Below are 17,874 nucleotides of genomic sequence, written 5' to 3'. Positions count from 1 at the left end.
TATGATAATATTTCAATTTGTTATTAAGGTCGCTTGCGCTTCTTGTTTCGGTTGAATGACAACGACTTTTTATTTTTATGCACAGCGTGTGGAAAAGTCGCGGAGCTTACCGTGGGTGATTATATAGACAGCTATGCATCACGCGGCAGGCCTTTTTCAATCGCGCGCACCAGACGCTTTTGCTGCGGCCGTTGCACTTCGATTGCGTTTTCTGCCCGCTTACGCTGTTGCTGCTCCAGCGCCCAGTTAATATGCTCATCCAGCATGGCATTCTCACCGAGGCGGCTGGCAAGCGCGGTCATATTTTCCGCCTCCCATGGCGCATTCCCCAGCGCAACCGCAACGTTACGCAGCCAGCGCAAATGGCCGATACGCCGAATCGCCGAGCCTTCGGTAATACGCAGAAATTTCGCTTCATCCCAGGCAAACAGTTCGACTAACGGCGGCGCATGCAGCGCCGCGCGCGGACTGAAATCGCCCTCATCGGTTAACTGACTAAAGCGGTTCCACGGGCAAATTAGCTGACAATCGTCGCAGCCATAAATGCGGTTACCAATCAGCGGACGAAACGCTTCCGGGATCGCCCCTTCCAGTTCAATCGTCAGGTAAGAGATACAGCGGCGCGCATCAACCACATAAGGCTCAACAATCGCGCCGGTCGGGCAGGTGGTGATACAGGCGACACAACGCCCGCACTGCTCTTGCTGTGGTTGATCCACCGGCAACGGGAGATCGATCAGCAGTTCGCCAAGGAAAAACCAGGAGCCCGCTTCGCGATTAAGAATAAGTGAGTGCTTACCTGTCCAGCCGAGGCCCGCTTTGGCCGCCAAAGGCCGCTCCAGCAGCGGCGCAGAATCAACAAACGGGCGAAAATTGACCGCTTCGCAGCGCTCACGGATCAAATCGCCGAGCTTTTTCAGTCGATTGCGCAATACTTTGTGGTAGTCGCGACCTAAAGCGTAGCGGCTGACATAACCCAGGCGGGGATTTTTTAGCGTGCTGGCAAAGGCCGCTTTCGCTGGCAAATAATTCATGCGCACGCTAATGACGCGCAGGGTACCAGGCAGCAGTTCATGCGGGCGGGCGCGCATCATGCCATGCCGCGCCATCCATTCCATTTCGCCATGATACTGCTTATCCAGCCAGGCCTGCAGACGCGGCTCTTCCGGGCTGAGATCGGTATCGCAAATGCCGACCTGCTGAAAGCCGAGCGATAATCCCCACTGTTTTATATCCTGAGCAAGCTGTTGAAGATCGAGAGGGTGTGACATGACTGACCATACAGAGAAAGAAAACGCCACCAGTTTACCACACTCCGTCTGGCCTGCGCAGGCACTGCGTCAGCTGGAAACTGACGGTGCTGATATTCTTGGCATCACGCTTTATGAACTGATGCTGCGTGCCGGTAACGCCGCTTTTGACCTGATCCGCCAGCGCTGGCCGCACGCCAGATGCTGGTTAATTTTGTGCGGTCAGGGCAATAACGGCGGCGATGGCTATGTCATCGCACGCCTGGCGCAGGCGGCAGGATATGCGGTCACGCTGGTGGCCTGTGACAGTAACCGTCCACTGCCGGAAGAGGCGCAGCGCGCGCGTGACGGCTGGCTGGAGGCGGGCGGTGAAATTCATGCGGCGGACGCCATTTGGCCGGAAACGGTGGACGTGATTGTTGATGCACTGCTCGGAACCGGCATCAATCGCGCGCCTGCGGCACCTTACGATCGGCTGATTGAGAAAGCGAACCAGCACGCGGCGCCGGTATTTGCGGTCGATATCCCTTCTGGTTTAGTCGCGGCGAATGGCAGCGCGCCGGGCGTGGTGATGGAGGCCGCCGTTACACTGGCGCTGGTAGCGCTTAAACCTGGGCTGGTAACCGGCAAAGCACGCGATTACGTGGGTCAACTGCACTATGATGCGCTGGGGTTGGAGGATTGGCTGAATGGTCAGCAGGCGCCGCTGGCGCGCTATGATGCGCACGCCTTAACCCGCTGGTTAAAGCCGCGCCGTCCGACATCGCATAAAGGCGACCAGGGACGCCTGTTAGTGGTAGGCGGCGATCGCGGAACCGCAGGCGCGATTCGCATGACCGCCGAGGCGGCCTTACGCACCGGCGCAGGTTTAGTGCGAGTACTTACACACAAAGATAATATTGTTCCCATCCTCAGCGCACGCCCGGAAATTATGGTTGATGAGTTAACGGATGACGCGCTGTCACAACAGCTGGAATGGGCTGACGTCATTATTATCGGGCCAGGGCTGGGTCAGCAGGCGTGGGGGAAAAACGCGCTGCGTCGGGTAGAGAATTCTCAGAAACCGATGCTGTGGGATGCGGACGCGCTCAACCTGCTGGCATTCAATCCCGATAAACGTCAGAATCGCATCATTACGCCCCATCCCGGTGAAGCGGCACGGCTGTTAAACCTGAAAACCACGGAAATTGAAAGTGATCGCTTACTTGCCGCTCAGCGTCTGGTAAAACGCTACGGTGGCGTAGTGGTGCTGAAAGGCGCGGGCACCATTATCGCCAGCGAAAGCGGGGAAATGGCCTTTGCCGATGTGGGCAACGCGGGCATGGCGTCGGGCGGTATGGGCGATGTGCTGTCGGGGATCATTGGCGCACTGTGCGGCCAGCATTTGACGCTGTATGATGCTGCCTGTGCAGGCTGTGTCGTACATGGAGCAGCGGCAGATGCAGTGGCGGCGCGCGTTGGCACGCGCGGTATGCTGGCCACCGATCTGTTTTCCGAGCTGTATCAATTTGTTAATCCTGAGATGTTAAACAATAAAGCATGAATACCTGTGTTATCGCATTGCCTGACGAGGCGGCAACCCTCGCTTTGGGCGCTCATCTGGCCCGCGCCTGCGACAGCGCGGCGGTTATCTATCTTTATGGCGATTTGGGGGCCGGAAAAACCACCTTCAGTCGCGGCTTTTTGCAGGCATTAGGCCATCAGGGCAATGTCAAAAGCCCCACCTATACGCTGGTGGAACCCTATCAGCAGCTGGCGCGACCGGTTTACCATTTTGACCTGTACCGTCTGGCCGACCCGGAAGAGCTGGAGTTTATGGGCATTCGCGACTATTTCGCGGGCGACGCCATCTGTCTGGTGGAGTGGCCACAGCAGGGCGCGGGCGTGTTGCCTGAACCCGATCTGTCGCTGACCTTAAGCTATGTCAACCAGGCGCGCGAGGCGGAGCTGGCGGCGCATTCACCGCTGGGCGCGCAGTTGGTCTCACAGGTGCTGAATCATAAGGATCGCGCATAATGGCACGCCTCAAGGTTATGCTGTTGCTGCTGCTGAGCCTGTTACCCGGCACCGTGCTGGCAGCGAATTTGTCCGATATCCAGGTTGCGAACGGCGACAGTCAGGCAACGATAACGCTGAGTTTTAACGGACAGCCGGTTTACGGCTTTTTCCCGTTGCATAACCCGGAACGCGTGGTTCTGGATATTCGTCAGACCGGCGTGATCAAAGGGCTGCCGCTGAATTTTAGCGGCGATAACCTGGTCAGGCGTATCCGTACCAGCCAGCCGAAAGATAACCAGAGCATTCGGCTGGTGTTTGAATTAACGCAGCCGGGCAAAACCCGTGCCGCAACGCAGCGCAACGGCAATGATTATAAAGTGGTTTTCACCATTGCCGGTAAGCGGGCCGCCGTTACGCAGACGCCGATCAGCACAGCCTCACGTGCGCCTTCGCAGCCGGTGCAACCGGCGCATAATCCGTTTGACGGTAATAAAGTCACCGCCGTCTCCAACACCAACAGCCGCGTTGCGCCAGGGCAGAGCAACAGCGTCTCCAGCGATACGGTGATTGTTGCTATTGATGCCGGGCACGGCGGCCAGGATCCGGGCGCGATGGGCCTGAAAGGCCTGAAAGAGAAAAACGTCACTATCGCTATCGCCCGCAAGCTGAAAGCGATGCTTAACGATGACCCGATGTTTAAGGCCGTGTTAACGCGTGATGGCGACTACTTTATCTCAGTGATGGGCCGTTCTGAGGTGGCGCGTAAGCAAAACGCCAACCTGCTGGTTTCCATCCATGCCGATGCCGCGCCGAACCGCAGCGCACGCGGCGCCTCGGTCTGGGTGCTGTCGAACCGGCGTGCCAACAGTGAAATGGCTAACTGGCTGGAGCAGCATGAGAAGCAGTCGGAGCTGCTGGGCGGGGCGGGCGATTTGCTGGCGAACAGCCAGGCCGATCCCTATCTGAGTCAGGCGGTGCTGGATCTGCAGTTCGGCCATTCGCAGCGCGTGGGTTATGATGTGGCGACCAAAGTGATTCAACAGCTACAGCAGGTAGGCTCGCTGCATAAGCGCCGCCCTGAACACGCCAGCCTTGGCGTGCTGCGTTCGCCCGATATTCCTTCGCTGCTGGTGGAAACCGGCTTTATCAGTAACCCTTCGGAGGAGCGCCTGCTGGGCAGCAGCGCGTATCAGGAGAAGATTGCCAGCTCGATATACCGCGGCCTGCGTAATTATTTCCTGACGCATCCGCTACAATCTGTCCCAAAGCAGGAAAACCGTCCGTTGGCGTCCGCAACGGCGGTTGAAGTCGAAGCTAACAGCGCCAGCTCAACGGTCAGCTATACCGGCCCGGTAGCCCGCCATGTGGTCAAACGCGGCGAAACGCTCTCCGGTATTGCGGCGCATTATGGGGTTACAATGCGCACGCTGACGCAGCTGAATCACCTGAAGAAGCCGGGCGTTTGGGTTGGACAGCGGCTTAAAGTACCCGCCAACGGCACGGTAAGCGCCGCGTCGAATCGTGGCCCGCAGCGGCATAAAGTGGTGCGCGGTGACTCACTCACCGCCATCGCGGTACATTATGGCGTCAGCGCTCAGGCTATTATGCAGGCCAATAATATGAAGTCGACTAACGTTATGCTGGGGCAAACGTTAAAAATTCCTGCCTCCTGATAACGCCAGCCACGCTCTACACGTTTGTTTCTCGCCAGCCTTTACCGAGGCTGGCGCCAACCCGCCAGATTAAGGATAGTGCGCTATGCCCATTCAGATCCTGCCGCCTCAGTTGGCTAACCAGATCGCCGCCGGTGAAGTGGTCGAGCGCCCGGCATCGGTGGTTAAGGAACTGGTGGAGAACAGCCTTGATGCGGGTGCCACGCGCATTGATATCGATATCGAAAAAGGCGGCGCAAAGCTGATCCGCATCCGTGATAACGGCTGCGGCATTGATAAAGACGAACTGGCGATGGCGCTGGCGCGTCATGCCACCAGTAAAATTACCTCGCTGGACGATCTGGAAGCCATCGTGAGTCTTGGCTTTCGCGGCGAAGCGCTCGCCAGTATTAGCTCTGTTTCACGCCTGACATTAACCTCGCGTACCGCCGCACAAAACGAAGCCTGGCAGGCGTATGCGGAAGGGCGGGATATGACGGTCACGGTTAAGCCCGCCGCGCATCCGGTCGGCACCACGCTGGAAGTGCTGGATCTCTTCTACAATACGCCCGCTCGCCGCAAGTTTCTGCGCACCGAGAAAACAGAATTTACCCATATTGATGAAGTGGTGCGCCGCATCGCGCTGGCACGCTTCGATATCGCTATCTCTTTAACCCATAACGGCAAGCTGGTGCGCCAGTATCGCGCGGCAGCGCAAGAGAACCAGCAATTGCGGCGTCTGGGCGCGATTTGCGGCGCAACCTTTATGGAACATGCGCTAAAGATCGAGTGGCAGCATGGCGACTTACTGCTGCGCGGCTGGGTAGCCGATCCGGCTGGCGCGCGTCAGATCAGCGAACTGCAATACTGCTATGTTAACGGCCGCATGATGCGCGATAAGCTGATTAATCATGCGATTCGTCAGGCCTATCAGGAAAAGATCAGCGGAGAACATCAGCCCGCCTATGTGCTCTATCTGCATATCGATCCGCATCAGGTGGATGTGAATGTGCATCCCGCGAAGCACGAGGTACGTTTTCATCAGTCGCGGCTGGTACATGATTTTATCTATCAGGGCGTGATCTGCGCCTTGCAGGAGAGCGGGGCGGAAAGCCTGCCGTTAACGGCAGAAGCGGAAACCTCGCCGCGCTGGCAGCCGGAAAACCGCGTGGCGGCAGGCGGCAACCACTTTTCCAGCCCGCCGCCCGCCGCGCCGGAGGCGATATCCCCGCCGCCCCAGGCCAGAGCGTCGCGTCACGCGGATTCCTCCACGTCTCACGCCTCCAGGCCGTCGACCGACGCCGCCGATCGTGCCAGCGGCGGCACAGGACGTGCCGCAGGCGGTAGCGCGTGGTCGCAGCAGCAGCCAGGTTATCAAAAGCGCGAAGGGGCGCTTTACCAGCAGCTTATGCAAACGCCAGCGCCTCAGGCGCAAGAAGCGCCGCCTGTCGCACCGCCCGTTGCAACGCAACCGCCGTTGCCCGGACATAGCCAAAGCCTGGGACGGCTGTTAACCGTGCTGCATGATTGCTATGCGGTGGTTGAGCGCCAGAACGGACTGGCGCTGGTAGCGTTGCCGGTCGCGGCGCGCTGGCTACGACAGGCGCAGCTGGAACCGGGAACCGACGGCCTGAAACCGCAGCCGCTGCTGATTCCGGTACGGCTAAAACTGGCGCCGCCGGAGCGCCAGGCGATGCAACAGCACAGCCAATTATTGCTGCAGTTCGGGATTGATTTGCAAAGTGATGGACAGCATGTGACTCTGCGCGCGGTGCCTTTACCATTGCGCCAACAAAATTTACAAAACTTGATTCCAGAACTGTTAGGCTATCTCGCCCGTCAGCAGGAAATTTCTTCAGGCCAGCTCGCACAATGGCTGGCGCGGCAGGCTGAGGTAGCGCTTACTCCCTGGAATCACTCGCAGGCGATTGCGCTGCTGGCGGAAGTCGAACGGCTCTGTCCGGCGTTATTAAAATCGCCGCCTCCAGGTTTATTACAACCGATCGACACAGAAACGGCGTTAAGCGCTCTGAAGCATGAGTGAAAGTGAAATGGCTGGCCGGCCTAAGGCAATTTTTTTGATGGGGCCAACGGCTTCCGGTAAGACGGCATTAGCGATCGCGCTACGTCAACATCTGCCGGTTGAGCTGATTAGCGTGGATTCGGCTCTGATTTATCGCGGTATGGATATTGGCACCGCCAAGCCGACCGCGGAAGAGCTGGCGCTGGCGCCTCATCGTCTGCTGGACATTCGCGATCCGTTGGAAGCCTACTCGGCTGCCGACTTTCGGCGCGATGCGCTGGCAGAAATGGCGGATATCGTCGCCAAAGGACGTATTCCGTTGCTTGTTGGTGGAACCATGCTCTATTTCAAAGCGCTGCTGGAAGGATTGTCGCCGCTGCCCTCGGCCGATCCACTGGTGCGTGAACGCATAGAGCAAACGGCGCGTGAACAGGGTTGGGACACACTGCACCGTCAGTTATGTGAGATCGATCCCGTTGCTGGTGCTCGTATTCATCCGAATGATCCCCAGAGACTCTCGCGAGCACTGGAAGTTTTTTTCATTTCGGGTAAAACTTTAACGGAACTGACGAAAACTGCGGGTGAGGCCTTGCCTTATGATGTAGTTCAGTTTGCTATCGCTCCGGCGAGCCGTGAATTATTGCATCAGCGTATTGCGTTACGTTTTGAGCAAATGCTGGCTTCAGGTTTTGAAGCGGAAGCGCGTGCGCTGTTTGCACGAGGAGATTTGCATACGGATTTGCCTTCCATTCGCTGTGTTGGTTATCGCCAGATGTGGTCCTACCTTGAAGGCGAAATTAATTACGACGAAATGGTTTATCGGGGAATTTGCGCCACCCGGCAACTTGCCAAGCGCCAGATTACCTGGCTTCGAGGCTGGCAGAATGTTCACTGGCTTGACAGCGAACATCCAGAGCTGGCTCTCAGCAAGGTATTACAGGTTCTTGGTGCGAACCTTGGGTGAATGTGTACAATTGAACCGTTATCGTGCGCAAATTTTTTTACGCAGTATTTAGAGCCGTAGGGTTCTCAGTAATAAACAACAAGCATATAAGGAAAAGATAGAATGGCTAAGGGGCAATCATTACAAGACCCGTTCCTGAACGCACTGCGTCGCGAGCGTGTTCCGGTTTCAATTTATTTGGTGAATGGTATCAAACTGCAAGGTCAAATTGAGTCTTTCGATCAGTTTGTTATTTTGTTGAAGAACACGGTAAGTCAGATGGTGTATAAGCACGCTATCTCCACCGTTGTCCCGTCCCGTGCAGTTTCCCACCATAGCAACAATGCGGGTGGCAGCAGCAGCAACTATCATCACGGCGGCAATAATCAGGCAGCACAATCGCAGCCACAACAGCAAGACGGTGACAGCGCTGAATAAGCCCTGTCATCGTTCTGCCAAAACGGGGAGAGCATTAATGACCTTCCCCGTTTTGGTCAATCTATTAGAGAGGTTTAAGCTTGTTTGACCGTTATGATGCCGGTGAGCAGGCCGTACTGGTACACATCTGGTTCTCGCAAGACAAAGAGACGGAAGACCTGCAAGAATTTGAAACGCTGGTCTCTTCCTCAGGCGTCGAAGCGCTGCGCGTGATCACCGGTAGCCGCAAAGCGCCACATCCCAAATATTTTGTCGGTGAAGGTAAAGCTGTCGAGATCGCCGAGGCGGTGAAAGCCGTTGGTGCATCAGTGGTGCTGTTCGATCATGCTTTGTCACCCGCTCAGGAACGTAACCTTGAGCGTCTATGCGAATGCCGTGTGATAGACCGCACGGGATTGATTCTGGATATTTTTGCCCAGCGCGCCCGCACTCACGAAGGTAAATTACAGGTAGAGCTGGCTCAGCTTCGCCATCTCGCCACGCGTCTGGTTCGCGGCTGGACCCACCTTGAACGTCAGAAAGGGGGGATAGGCCTGCGTGGACCGGGTGAAACCCAGTTAGAAACTGACCGTCGGTTGCTGCGTAATCGCATCAGCCAGATTTTGTCGCGCCTTGAACGCGTAGAGAAACAGCGCGAACAGGGGCGTCAGGCGCGAGCCAAAGCCGATATTCCAACGGTTTCGTTGGTGGGGTATACCAACGCCGGGAAATCAACGCTGTTTAACAGCGTGACCTCGGCGAATGTCTATGCCGCCGACCAGCTTTTCGCCACCCTGGATCCCACGCTACGCCGGATTGACGTTGCCGATGTGGGCGAGGTGGTGCTGGCCGATACGGTAGGTTTTATTCGTCATCTGCCGCATGACCTGGTCGCCGCGTTTAAAGCGACGTTACAGGAAACGCGCGAAGCCACGCTGCTGCTGCATGTCATTGATGCCGCCGATGTGCGCCTTGATGAAAATATCGAAGCAGTAGAAAGCGTGCTGGAAGAGATCGACGCCGACGACATTCCAATGCTACAGGTGATGAACAAGATCGATATGCTGGACGACTTTGAGCCGCGCATCGATCGCAACGATGAAAACCAGCCGGTGCGGGTTTGGCTCTCGGCGCAAACGGGCGCAGGGCTGCCGCTGCTGTTTCAGGCGCTGACCGAACGGCTTTCCGGTGAAATCGTGCAGCAGCAGCTGCGTTTGCCGCCGGAACTGGGTCGTCTGCGTAGCCGTTTTTATCAGCTACAGGCGATCGAAAGAGAATGGAATGAAGAAGACGGCAGCGTAAGTATGTTGATACGTATGCCAATTGTTGACTGGCGCCGCCTGTGCAAGCAGGAACCGACGCTAGTGGATTATATTGTTTGACTGATGTTGCCTGAGAGGCGTATCCCGGACTGGGATACCACCGCACACACAATAAATGGAGTATAAACATGGCGTGGAATCAGCCCGGGAATAACGGACAAGACCGCGACCCGTGGGGGAGCAGCAATAATCAAGGCGGCAACTCTGGGGGTAATAAAGGAGGACGCGATCAGGGACCTCCCGATCTCGACGATATCTTCCGTAAGCTGAGCAAAAAGCTTGGCGGTCTGGGCGGCGGTAATAAGGGCGGCGACAACGCGCGCAGCTCAGGTAACGGCGGCAAGCTGCTTGGCATCGTCGCCGTGGCGGCGGTGGTTATCTGGGCCGCCAGCGGCTTCTATACCATTAAAGAAGCGGAACGCGGCGTGGTGACGCGTTTTGGTCAGTTCAGCCATCTGGTGGAACCGGGCCTGAACTGGAAACCGACCTTTATCGATCAGGTGCGCGCCGTTAACGTTGAAGCGGTACGTGAACTGGCGGCCTCCGGCGTGATGCTGACCTCAGACGAAAACGTCGTACGCGTTGAGATGAACGTGCAGTATCGCGTGACCGATCCGGAACGCTATCTGTTTGCGGTAACCAGCCCGGATGACAGCCTGCGTCAGGCGACGGACAGCGCGCTGCGCGGCGTTATTGGCCGTTCCAGCATGGACCGTATTCTGACCGAAGGGCGTACCGTGGTGCGTAGTGAAACGCAGCGCGAAATCGATGAGACGATTCAGCCTTACAACATGGGCATCTCCGTACTGGACGTCAACTTCCAGGCGGCGCGTCCGCCAGAAGAGGTGAAAGCCGCGTTTGATGATGCGATTGCCGCGCGTGAAAACCGCGAGCAGTACGTACGCGAGGCGGAAGCCTATGCGAACGAAGTTCAGCCGCGCGCTAACGGTCAGGCGCAGCGTATTCTGGAAGAGGCGCGCGCCTATAAGTCGCGTACCGTGTTAGAAGCGCAGGGTGAAGTTGCCCGTTTCGCTAAGATTCTGCCGGAATATAAAGCCGCGCCGGAAATCACCAAAGAACGTTTGTATATCGAAACCATGGAACGTGTCCTGAGCGGTACGCGCAAGGTTCTGGTAAACAGCAACAACAACAACCTGATGGTGTTGCCGCTGGATCAGCTCATGCGCGGCGAAGGGGCGAGCAATTCAGCGCGCAGTAGTCAGGAAGGCAGCAGCCTGCTGCGTCTGCCGCCAGCTGCGGGCAGCAACGATCGCGCCAGTAGCGGTTCGTCGTTTTCGCAGGACGATATTATGCAAAGCCGCCGTGCTAACGCACAGCGCAATGACACCCAGCGCGAAGGGAGAGAGTAAGCGATGCGTAAGCCATTAATCGTATTAATTATCGTTGTGCTGGTGGTGCTTTACGCGTCATTGTTTGTGGTACAGGAAGGCCAGCGCGGTATTGTGCTGCGCTTTGGTAAAGTGTTGCGCGATGACGACAACAAGCCGTTGATTTTTGTGCCGGGCCTGCATTTTAAAATTCCGTTCCTGGAATCGGTTAAATCGCTCGACGCACGTATCCAGACCATGGAAAACCAGGCCGACCGCTTTGTGACCAAAGAGAAAAAGGATCTGATCGTCGATTCTTATATCAAATGGCGCATCAGCGATTTCAGCCGTTACTACCTGGCCACCGGCGGCGGCGACGTTTCGCAGGCCGAAGTGCTGCTGAAACGTAAGTTCAGCGACCGTCTGCGTTCGGAAATGGGTCGTCTTGATGTAAAAGACATCGTGACCGATTCGCGTGGACGCCTGACTACGGATGTGCGCGACGCGCTGAACACCGGCAGTTCCGGACGTGACGATGAAGTGCAGACGCCAGCGGCGGATGATGCCATCGCGCATGCCGCAGCGCGCGTAGAGCGTGAAACCAACAGCAGCGAGCCAGCGATTAACCCGAACAGCATGGCGGCGTTGGGTATCGAGGTGGTTGATGTGCGTATCAAGCAGATCAACCTGCCGACAGAGGTTTCTGACGCTATCTATAACCGTATGCGCGCCGAGCGTGAAGCGGTAGCGCGTAGCCAGCGTTCACAAGGTCAGGAAGAGGCAGAAAAACTGCGCGCTCAGGCGGATTACCAGGTAACCCGCACCCTGGCGGAAGCGCAGCGTGAAGCGCTGATCACGCGCGGTGAAGGCGATGCCGAAACGGCTAAGCTGTATGCCGATGCGTTTAGTCAGGATCCGAACTTCTATGCCTTTATCCGTAGCCTGCGCGCCTACGAGAAGAGCTTTGACAACAATCAGGATGTGATGGTGTTAAGCCCGGACAGCGATTTCTTCCGCTATATGAAATCGCCTGCTGGCACCACAACCCGCTAAGCCTGAACCAGAGCCGACATCATGTCGGCTCTTTTTTTCGCTTCCCGCCGCTGTTTCTCCCGTTCTTGTCGCTGGATAATCGCCTGAAATCGCTATGCGAAAGGCGTGATATATCCCGTCACGCTTTTTACCTCCGCTTCAGCCCGCCGCTGTATTTACTGATTCTGTGCCAGTGTGCATAATCGCCTGCTTCAGCCCGTTTGCTACTGAGAAATAATGAATACAACCATATGGATGGCGCTGGCTTTAGTGCTGGTATTAGAAGGTCTTGGCCCAATGCTGTGGCCGCGTCTCTGGCGACGTATGATTCTGGCGATGGCGCAATTGCCGGATCGTCTGCTGCACCGTTTTGGCGGCGGCATTGTGGTCGCCGGTGCGGTGGTTTACTACATGTTGAGTGTTCACGGCGGCAGTTGATCCCATATCCAGGCGAGGCGCCACAGCGCGTTAAAATCACCGGGAATTCTTAAGTTGATCACCGGCAAAAAACTGCGCAATCGTGTGCTAAAAGTGCTGAAAGTGGAAAATCATGGTGGTAGAATCCTTTTTTAAGCAATCGGTGGTTTCAATAAAATGGGTAAGAACGTTGTCGTACTGGGCACCCAATGGGGTGACGAAGGCAAAGGTAAGATTGTTGACCTTCTGACAGAGCGCGCTAAATACGTTGTGCGCTATCAAGGCGGCCATAATGCGGGTCATACGCTTGTCATCAACGGTGAAAAAACCGTTCTCCACTTAATCCCCTCTGGCATTCTGCGTGAAAACGTCACCAGCATCATCGGCAACGGTGTGGTGCTGTCTCCGGCTGCGCTGATGAAAGAGATGAAAGGGCTGGAAGAACGCGGCGTCCCGGTACGTGAACGTCTGTTACTTTCTGAAGCCTGTCCGCTGATCCTGCAATATCACGTTGCCATGGATCTGGCGCGTGAAAAAGCGCGCGGCGCGAAGGCGATTGGCACCACCGGCCGTGGTATCGGGCCTGCTTATGAAGACAAAGTCGCCCGTCGCGGACTGCGCGTCGGCGATCTGTTTAATAAAGAAACCTTTGCCACGAAGCTGAAAGAGATTGTTGATTTCTACAACTTCCAGCTGGTTCATTACTACAAAACCGACGCGGTTGACTATGAAACCGTGCTGAAAGATGTGATGGACGTTGCTGATATCCTGACCAGCATGGTGGTTGATGTTTCCGATCTGCTGGATAACGCGCGCCAGCGTGGCGACTTGATTATGTTTGAAGGCGCACAGGGTACGCTGCTGGATATCGATCACGGCACCTATCCGTATGTGACCTCTTCCAACACCACCGCAGGCGGCGTAGCGACAGGTTCCGGCATTGGCCCGCGCTATGTTGACTACGTACTGGGTATCATCAAAGCTTATTCTACTCGCGTTGGCGCAGGCCCGTTCCCGACCGAGCTGTTTGATGAAACCGGCGAGTTCCTGTGTGAAAAAGGCAACGAATTCGGCGCAACAACCGGTCGTCGTCGTCGTACCGGCTGGCTGGACGTGGTCGCCGTGCGCCGTGCGGTGCAGATTAACTCGCTGTCGGGCTTCTGCATGACCAAACTGGACGTGCTGGATGGCCTGAAAGAAGTTAAAATCTGTACCGGCTACCGTATGCCGGATGGCCGTGAAGTCACCACCACGCCGCTGGCTGCTGAAGGCTGGGAAGGCATTGAGCCGATCTATGAATCCATGCCGGGCTGGAGTGAAAGCACCTTTGGCGCGAAATCTGTCGACGCGCTGCCGCAGGCGGCACGTGATTATATTAAACGTGTTGAAGAGCTGACGGGCGTGCCGGTTGATATTATCTCTACCGGTCCGGATCGCAGCGAAACCATGATCCTGCGTCATCCATTTGACGCCTGATGATGCAAGAGGCCGGCACTGTCCGGCCTTTATCTTCTGGCTTACTTGCAGATGTACCGCGCTTTATTCCCATCCTTTTTGCTTACCGCTTTTTCCTGAAATCCGGCTTGCTTAAAAAATTGCCCTGAATCTGATGGGCTGGTTTATCATCATTAGATAATAATTATGCTAAACGGATGAAATTCACCGGAAATTCACCGAGGTTATTGTGCAACTGACGAGTTTTACCGATTTTGGCCTGCGGGCGCTGATCTACCTGGCGTCGTTACCGGCCGGACAGATGACTAATATTACTCAGGTTACCGATACTTACGGCGTATCACGTAACCATATGGTCAAAATCATTAACCAACTGAGTCGTCTGGGTTATGTGGCCGCCGTACGCGGTAAAAACGGTGGTATTCGCCTCGGTAAACCCGCAGCAGAAATCATTGTTGGGCAAGTGGTGCGGCAGATGGAGCCGCTACAGCTGGTGAACTGCGATGTTTGCGCGATTACGCCCGCCTGCCGCCTGCGTCAGGCACTGAACGCCGCCACGGAACAATTCTTGCGCGAGCTGGACAACTATACGTTGGCCGATCTGGTGAAGGATAACCATCCGCTTTATAAAATTTTAATGCTGGAGCCTGGCATGCCCACGCTGACCGGCTACTGACAACGGAGGAACCGCTATGTCAAAAGATCCTTTTCAGGAAAGAGAAGCTGAAAAATACGAAAACCCTATTCCGAGTCGCGAGTTTATTCTCGCCCATTTAGAAAAACGTGAAAAACCCGCCAGCCGTGAAGAGCTGGCCACGGAAATGAACATCAGCGGTGAAGAGCAGCTGGAAGCGCTGCGCCGCCGCCTGCGCGCGATGGAGCGTGACGGTCAGTTGGTGTTTACTCGCCGTCAATGTTATGTGCTGCCTGAACGCCTTGATCTGCTGCGCGGTAAAGTGATTGGTCACCGCGATGGCTACGGCTTCCTGCGCGTGGAAGGGCAAAAAGACGATCTCTACCTCTCCGCTGAGCAGATGAAGTTCTGCATGCACGGCGACGTCATTCTGGCGCAGCCGCTGGGCGCCGATCGTAAAGGCCGCCGTGAAGCGCGCGTGGTGCGCGTGCTGGAGCCGCGCAATAACCAGATTGTCGGTCGCTACTTTACCGAAGCGGGCGTTGGCTTCGTGGTGCCGGACGACAGCCGCCTGAGCTTCGATATTCTGATCCCGCCGGAAGAGATCATGAACGCGCGTATGGGCTTCGTGGTGGTGGTGGAGCTGGTTCAGCGCCCGACGCGTCGCACCAAAGCCATCGGCAAAATTGTCGAAGTGCTGGGCGATAATATGGGCACCGGTCTGGCAGTGGATATGGCGCTGCGCACGCACGAAATCCCTCACGTCTGGCCTGCTGAAGTGGAAGAGCAGGTTGCTAAGCTGCGTGAAGAGGTGCCGGAAGAAGCGAAGCAGGGCCGCGTGGATCTACGCCACCTGCCGCTGATGACCATTGACGGCGAAGACGCTCGCGACTTTGACGATGCGGTTTACTGTGAGAAAAAACGCGGCGGCGGCTGGCGTTTATGGGTGGCGATCGCTGACGTCAGCTATTACGTGCGTCCCGGCATGCCGCTGGATAACGAAGCGCACAATCGCGGCACCTCGGTTTACTTCCCGTCGCAGGTGGTGCCGATGCTGCCGGAAGTGCTGTCTAACGGCCTTTGTTCGCTGAATCCGCAGGTGGATCGTCTTTGCATGGTATGCGAAATGACCATCTCCGCCAGCGGCAAGCTGACCGGCTATAAGCATTATGAAGCGGTAATGAACTCCCATGCGCGCCTGACTTACACTAAAGTCTGGTCGATTTTGCAGGGCAACCCGGAACTGCGCGAGCAGTATGCGCCGCTGGTTAGCCATATCGAAGAGCTGCACCGCATGTATCAGGTGCTGGAAAAGGCGCGTGAACAGCGCGGCGGCATCTCGTTTGAAACGGAAGAGGCGAAGTTTATTTTCAATGCCGAGCGTCGCATTGAGCGCGTGGAACGCACCGTGCGCAACGAAGCGCATAAGCTGATTGAAGAGTGCATGATCCTCGCGAATATCGCCTCAGCGCGCTTTGTGGAAAAACATAACGAGCCTGCGCTGTTCCGCGATCACGATCGTCCAAGCGATGAAAGCATTAAAAGTTTCCGCTCGGTGCTGTCGGAACTCGGCCTGTCGCTGCCGGGCGGCAACAAGCCGCAGCCGCTGGACTATGCCGAACTGCTGGAGACCATTGCCGATCGTCCCGATCACGAAATGTTGCAAACCATGCTGCTGCGCTCCATGAAGCAGGCGGTTTACGACCCGGAAAACCGCGGACACTTCGGTCTGGCGCTCGCCTCCTACGCGCACTTTACCTCGCCGATCCGCCGCTATCCCGATCTGCTGCTGCACCGCGCGATTAAATATCTGCTGGCGCAACAGCAGGGCACGCTACAGGGCAACAGCACGCCGACCGGCGGCTACCACTACGAAATGCAGCAGATGCTGCAGCTGGGTCTGCACTGTTCGTTAACCGAACGCCGCGCCGATGAAGCCACGCGTGATGTTGCCGACTGGCTGAAGTGCGACTTTATGCAGGATCAGGTGGGCAACACCTTTACCGGCGTGATTGCCAGCGTGACCGGCTTTGGTTTCTTTGTGCGTCTTAACGATCTGTTTATCGACGGGCTGGTACATGTTTCGACGCTGGATAACGACTATTACCGTTTTGACGCCGTAGGGCAGCGGTTGATTGGCGAATCGGGCGGGCGTACCTATCGCCTTGGCGATACGGTCGAAGTACGCGTAGAAGCAGTGCATATGGATGAGCGTAAAATCGACTTTGCGTTGATTTCCAGCCAGCGCAGCCCGCGCGGCGAAGGCAAAACCGCGCGCGAGAAGGCAAAGAAAGGCGCGTCCGGCAGCCATAACAAGCGCCGTCGCGAAATGCGTAAAACCGCTAATTTCGAGCCGGATGCGGCGTTCCGCGGCGTAAAAAAAGCAGAGAAGCCAAAAGGCGAGAAAAAAGCGAAAAAACCGTCAGAAAAAACGCGTAAAATCGCCGCTGCAACCAAAGCAAAACGTGCATCGAAGAAAAAAGAGGCATAAGCGGTAACAGGCGAACCCTGTCGCGCCGCAGGCCAAAGGGCGGCAGGGCCGCCCGTAACCAGCATCGGATAAAATATGAGTGAAGTAGTTTTCGGCATTCATGCCGTACAGGCGCTTTTAGAGCGCGATCCGCAACGTTTCCAACAGGTCTGGATCCTGAAAGGCCGTGACGATCGCCGTCTGCAGCCGCTGATTACCGCGCTGGAAGCGCAGGGGATCGTGGTTCAGGTTGCTACGCGCCAGTGGCTCGACAGTAAAGTGGAAGGCGCCGTGCATCAGGGCATTGTGGCGCAGGTTAAACCAGGAAGGCACTATCAGGAAGGCGATCTGCCGGATCTGCTGGCGTCGATCGAGTCACCGCTGCTGTTGATCCTGGATGGCGTTACCGATCCGCATAACCTGGGTGCCTGTTTGCGCAGCGCGGATGCGGCGGGTGTTCATGCGGTTATCGTGCCGAAAGATCGCTCGGCGCAGCTGAACGCGACGGCGAAGAAAGTCGCCTCCGGCGCGGCGGAAAACGTCCCGCTGATCCGCGTGACTAACCTGGCGCGCACCATGCGTCTGCTACAGGAATATCACGTCTGGATTATCGGCACCGCCGGTGAAGCGACCCATGAAGTCTGGGAAAGCAAAATGACCGGCCCGCTGGCGCTGGTGATGGGCGCGGAAGGCGAAGGTATGCGCCGTCTGACGCGTGAGCATTGCGATGATCTGATTAAACTGCCGATGGCAGGCAGCGTCTCTTCGCTGAACGTATCGGTAGCAACCGGTATCTGTTTGTTCGAAGCGGTGCGTCAGCGTCGCGGCTAATCTCCCCGGGGCGTGATGAGCGCCCCGAAACGCTTCTCTGATGCGGGCATCTTTCGCCGCGCTCTGCATAATTACTCTACTGCTCTTTCACAAGCCCTGGCT

15 protein-coding genes are annotated in these 17,874 nt (G+C 56.5%); 14 read left to right on the top strand and 1 reads right to left on the bottom strand.

What is annotated here, in order from left to right:
- Positions 1 to 131: 131 nt before the first annotated feature.
- The gene (gene queG / locus J2X14_RS18645) at positions 132 to 1,271 is read right to left on the bottom strand and encodes a tRNA epoxyqueuosine(34) reductase QueG (protein WP_352412666.1); all 1,140 of its coding nucleotides are present in this window, start codon (positions 1,269 to 1,271) and stop codon (positions 132 to 134) included.
- Between queG and nnr the strand changes: the two genes are divergently transcribed.
- From nnr to rlmB, 14 genes are all read left to right on the top strand, one after another.
- Positions 1,270 to 2,793: a bifunctional ADP-dependent NAD(P)H-hydrate dehydratase/NAD(P)H-hydrate epimerase gene (gene nnr / locus J2X14_RS18640; RefSeq protein WP_352412665.1), complete on the top strand. Its 1,524-nt coding sequence runs from the start codon at positions 1,270 to 1,272 to the stop codon at positions 2,791 to 2,793. The genes queG and nnr overlap by 2 nt on opposite strands.
- Positions 2,790 to 3,266: a tRNA (adenosine(37)-N6)-threonylcarbamoyltransferase complex ATPase subunit type 1 TsaE gene (tsaE, locus tag J2X14_RS18635; RefSeq protein WP_352412664.1), complete on the top strand. Its 477-nt coding sequence runs from the start codon at positions 2,790 to 2,792 to the stop codon at positions 3,264 to 3,266. Before nnr ends, tsaE begins: the two co-directional genes overlap by 4 nt.
- Complete coding sequence (amiB, locus tag J2X14_RS18630; RefSeq protein WP_502890032.1) at positions 3,266 to 4,921, top strand: N-acetylmuramoyl-L-alanine amidase AmiB; 1,656 nt, start codon at positions 3,266 to 3,268, stop codon at positions 4,919 to 4,921. Before tsaE ends, amiB begins: the two co-directional genes overlap by 1 nt.
- Before the next feature lie 85 nt (positions 4,922 to 5,006).
- Entirely contained in the window at positions 5,007 to 6,944 is a 1,938-nt protein-coding gene (gene mutL, locus J2X14_RS18625) for a DNA mismatch repair endonuclease MutL (protein WP_352412663.1), read from the top strand.
- Positions 6,937 to 7,887 (top strand): tRNA (adenosine(37)-N6)-dimethylallyltransferase MiaA, encoded by a 951-nt coding sequence (gene miaA / locus J2X14_RS18620; protein WP_352412662.1) that lies wholly within the window; start codon positions 6,937 to 6,939, stop codon positions 7,885 to 7,887. The genes mutL and miaA overlap by 8 nt, the downstream gene beginning before the upstream one ends.
- Before the next feature lie 102 nt (positions 7,888 to 7,989).
- On the top strand, positions 7,990 to 8,304 hold the full coding sequence (gene hfq / locus J2X14_RS18615; protein WP_250650966.1) for an RNA chaperone Hfq: 315 nt from the start codon (positions 7,990 to 7,992) through the stop codon (positions 8,302 to 8,304).
- A gap of 80 nt (positions 8,305 to 8,384) precedes the next feature.
- Positions 8,385 to 9,665 carry a ribosome rescue GTPase HflX gene (hflX, locus tag J2X14_RS18610; RefSeq protein WP_352412661.1) on the top strand — a complete coding sequence of 427 codons (1,281 nt, stop codon included), beginning with the start codon at positions 8,385 to 8,387 and terminating at the stop codon, positions 9,663 to 9,665.
- 68 nt (positions 9,666 to 9,733) lie between these two features.
- Positions 9,734 to 10,975, top strand: a complete 1,242-nt coding sequence (gene hflK, locus J2X14_RS18605; protein ID WP_352412660.1) for an FtsH protease activity modulator HflK — start codon at positions 9,734 to 9,736, stop codon at positions 10,973 to 10,975.
- A 3-nt stretch (positions 10,976 to 10,978) separates the two neighbouring features.
- Positions 10,979 to 11,986, top strand: coding sequence for a protease modulator HflC (gene hflC, locus J2X14_RS18600; protein WP_352412659.1), 1,008 nt, complete (start codon positions 10,979 to 10,981; stop codon positions 11,984 to 11,986).
- A gap of 216 nt (positions 11,987 to 12,202) precedes the next feature.
- A complete protein-coding gene (locus J2X14_RS18595) occupies positions 12,203 to 12,403 on the top strand; it encodes a DUF2065 domain-containing protein (RefSeq protein ID WP_352412658.1) in 201 nt (66 codons plus the stop codon).
- A gap of 156 nt (positions 12,404 to 12,559) precedes the next feature.
- Complete coding sequence (locus tag J2X14_RS18590) at positions 12,560 to 13,858, top strand: adenylosuccinate synthase (RefSeq protein WP_352412657.1); 1,299 nt, start codon at positions 12,560 to 12,562, stop codon at positions 13,856 to 13,858.
- Positions 13,859 to 14,066: 208 nt separating this feature from the next.
- Positions 14,067 to 14,513, top strand: coding sequence for a nitric oxide-sensing transcriptional repressor NsrR (nsrR, locus tag J2X14_RS18585; protein WP_352412656.1), 447 nt, complete (start codon positions 14,067 to 14,069; stop codon positions 14,511 to 14,513).
- A 16-nt stretch (positions 14,514 to 14,529) separates the two neighbouring features.
- Positions 14,530 to 16,962 carry a ribonuclease R gene (gene rnr, locus J2X14_RS18580; RefSeq protein ID WP_352412655.1) on the top strand — a complete coding sequence of 811 codons (2,433 nt, stop codon included), beginning with the start codon at positions 14,530 to 14,532 and terminating at the stop codon, positions 16,960 to 16,962.
- A 75-nt stretch (positions 16,963 to 17,037) separates the two neighbouring features.
- Complete coding sequence (rlmB, locus tag J2X14_RS18575) at positions 17,038 to 17,772, top strand: 23S rRNA (guanosine(2251)-2'-O)-methyltransferase RlmB (protein WP_352412654.1); 735 nt, start codon at positions 17,038 to 17,040, stop codon at positions 17,770 to 17,772.
- The last annotated feature ends 102 nt before the right edge of the window (positions 17,773 to 17,874 follow it).

This window comes from Mixta sp. BE291 (assembly GCF_031457955.1).
GTDB lineage: Bacteria > Pseudomonadota > Gammaproteobacteria > Enterobacterales > Enterobacteriaceae > Mixta.
This window is presented reverse-complemented; position numbering and strand designations above follow the sequence as displayed.

Coding starts and splice junctions, on each gene's coding strand:
- queG (WP_352412666.1), bottom strand. CDS start 1,271: ATGTCACACCCTCTCGATCTTCAACAGCTTGCTCAGGATATAAAACAG.
- J2X14_RS18595 (WP_352412658.1), top strand. CDS start 12,203: ATGAATACAACCATATGGATGGCGCTGGCTTTAGTGCTGGTATTAGAA.
- rlmB (WP_352412654.1), top strand. CDS start 17,038: ATGAGTGAAGTAGTTTTCGGCATTCATGCCGTACAGGCGCTTTTAGAG.
- J2X14_RS18590 (WP_352412657.1), top strand. CDS start 12,560: ATGGGTAAGAACGTTGTCGTACTGGGCACCCAATGGGGTGACGAAGGC.
- tsaE (WP_352412664.1), top strand. CDS start 2,790: ATGAATACCTGTGTTATCGCATTGCCTGACGAGGCGGCAACCCTCGCT.
- nnr (WP_352412665.1), top strand. CDS start 1,270: ATGACTGACCATACAGAGAAAGAAAACGCCACCAGTTTACCACACTCC.
- mutL (WP_352412663.1), top strand. CDS start 5,007: ATGCCCATTCAGATCCTGCCGCCTCAGTTGGCTAACCAGATCGCCGCC.
- hfq (WP_250650966.1), top strand. CDS start 7,990: ATGGCTAAGGGGCAATCATTACAAGACCCGTTCCTGAACGCACTGCGT.
- hflC (WP_352412659.1), top strand. CDS start 10,979: ATGCGTAAGCCATTAATCGTATTAATTATCGTTGTGCTGGTGGTGCTT.
- rnr (WP_352412655.1), top strand. CDS start 14,530: ATGTCAAAAGATCCTTTTCAGGAAAGAGAAGCTGAAAAATACGAAAAC.
- miaA (WP_352412662.1), top strand. CDS start 6,937: ATGAGTGAAAGTGAAATGGCTGGCCGGCCTAAGGCAATTTTTTTGATG.
- hflK (WP_352412660.1), top strand. CDS start 9,734: ATGGCGTGGAATCAGCCCGGGAATAACGGACAAGACCGCGACCCGTGG.
- amiB (WP_502890032.1), top strand. CDS start 3,266: ATGGCACGCCTCAAGGTTATGCTGTTGCTGCTGCTGAGCCTGTTACCC.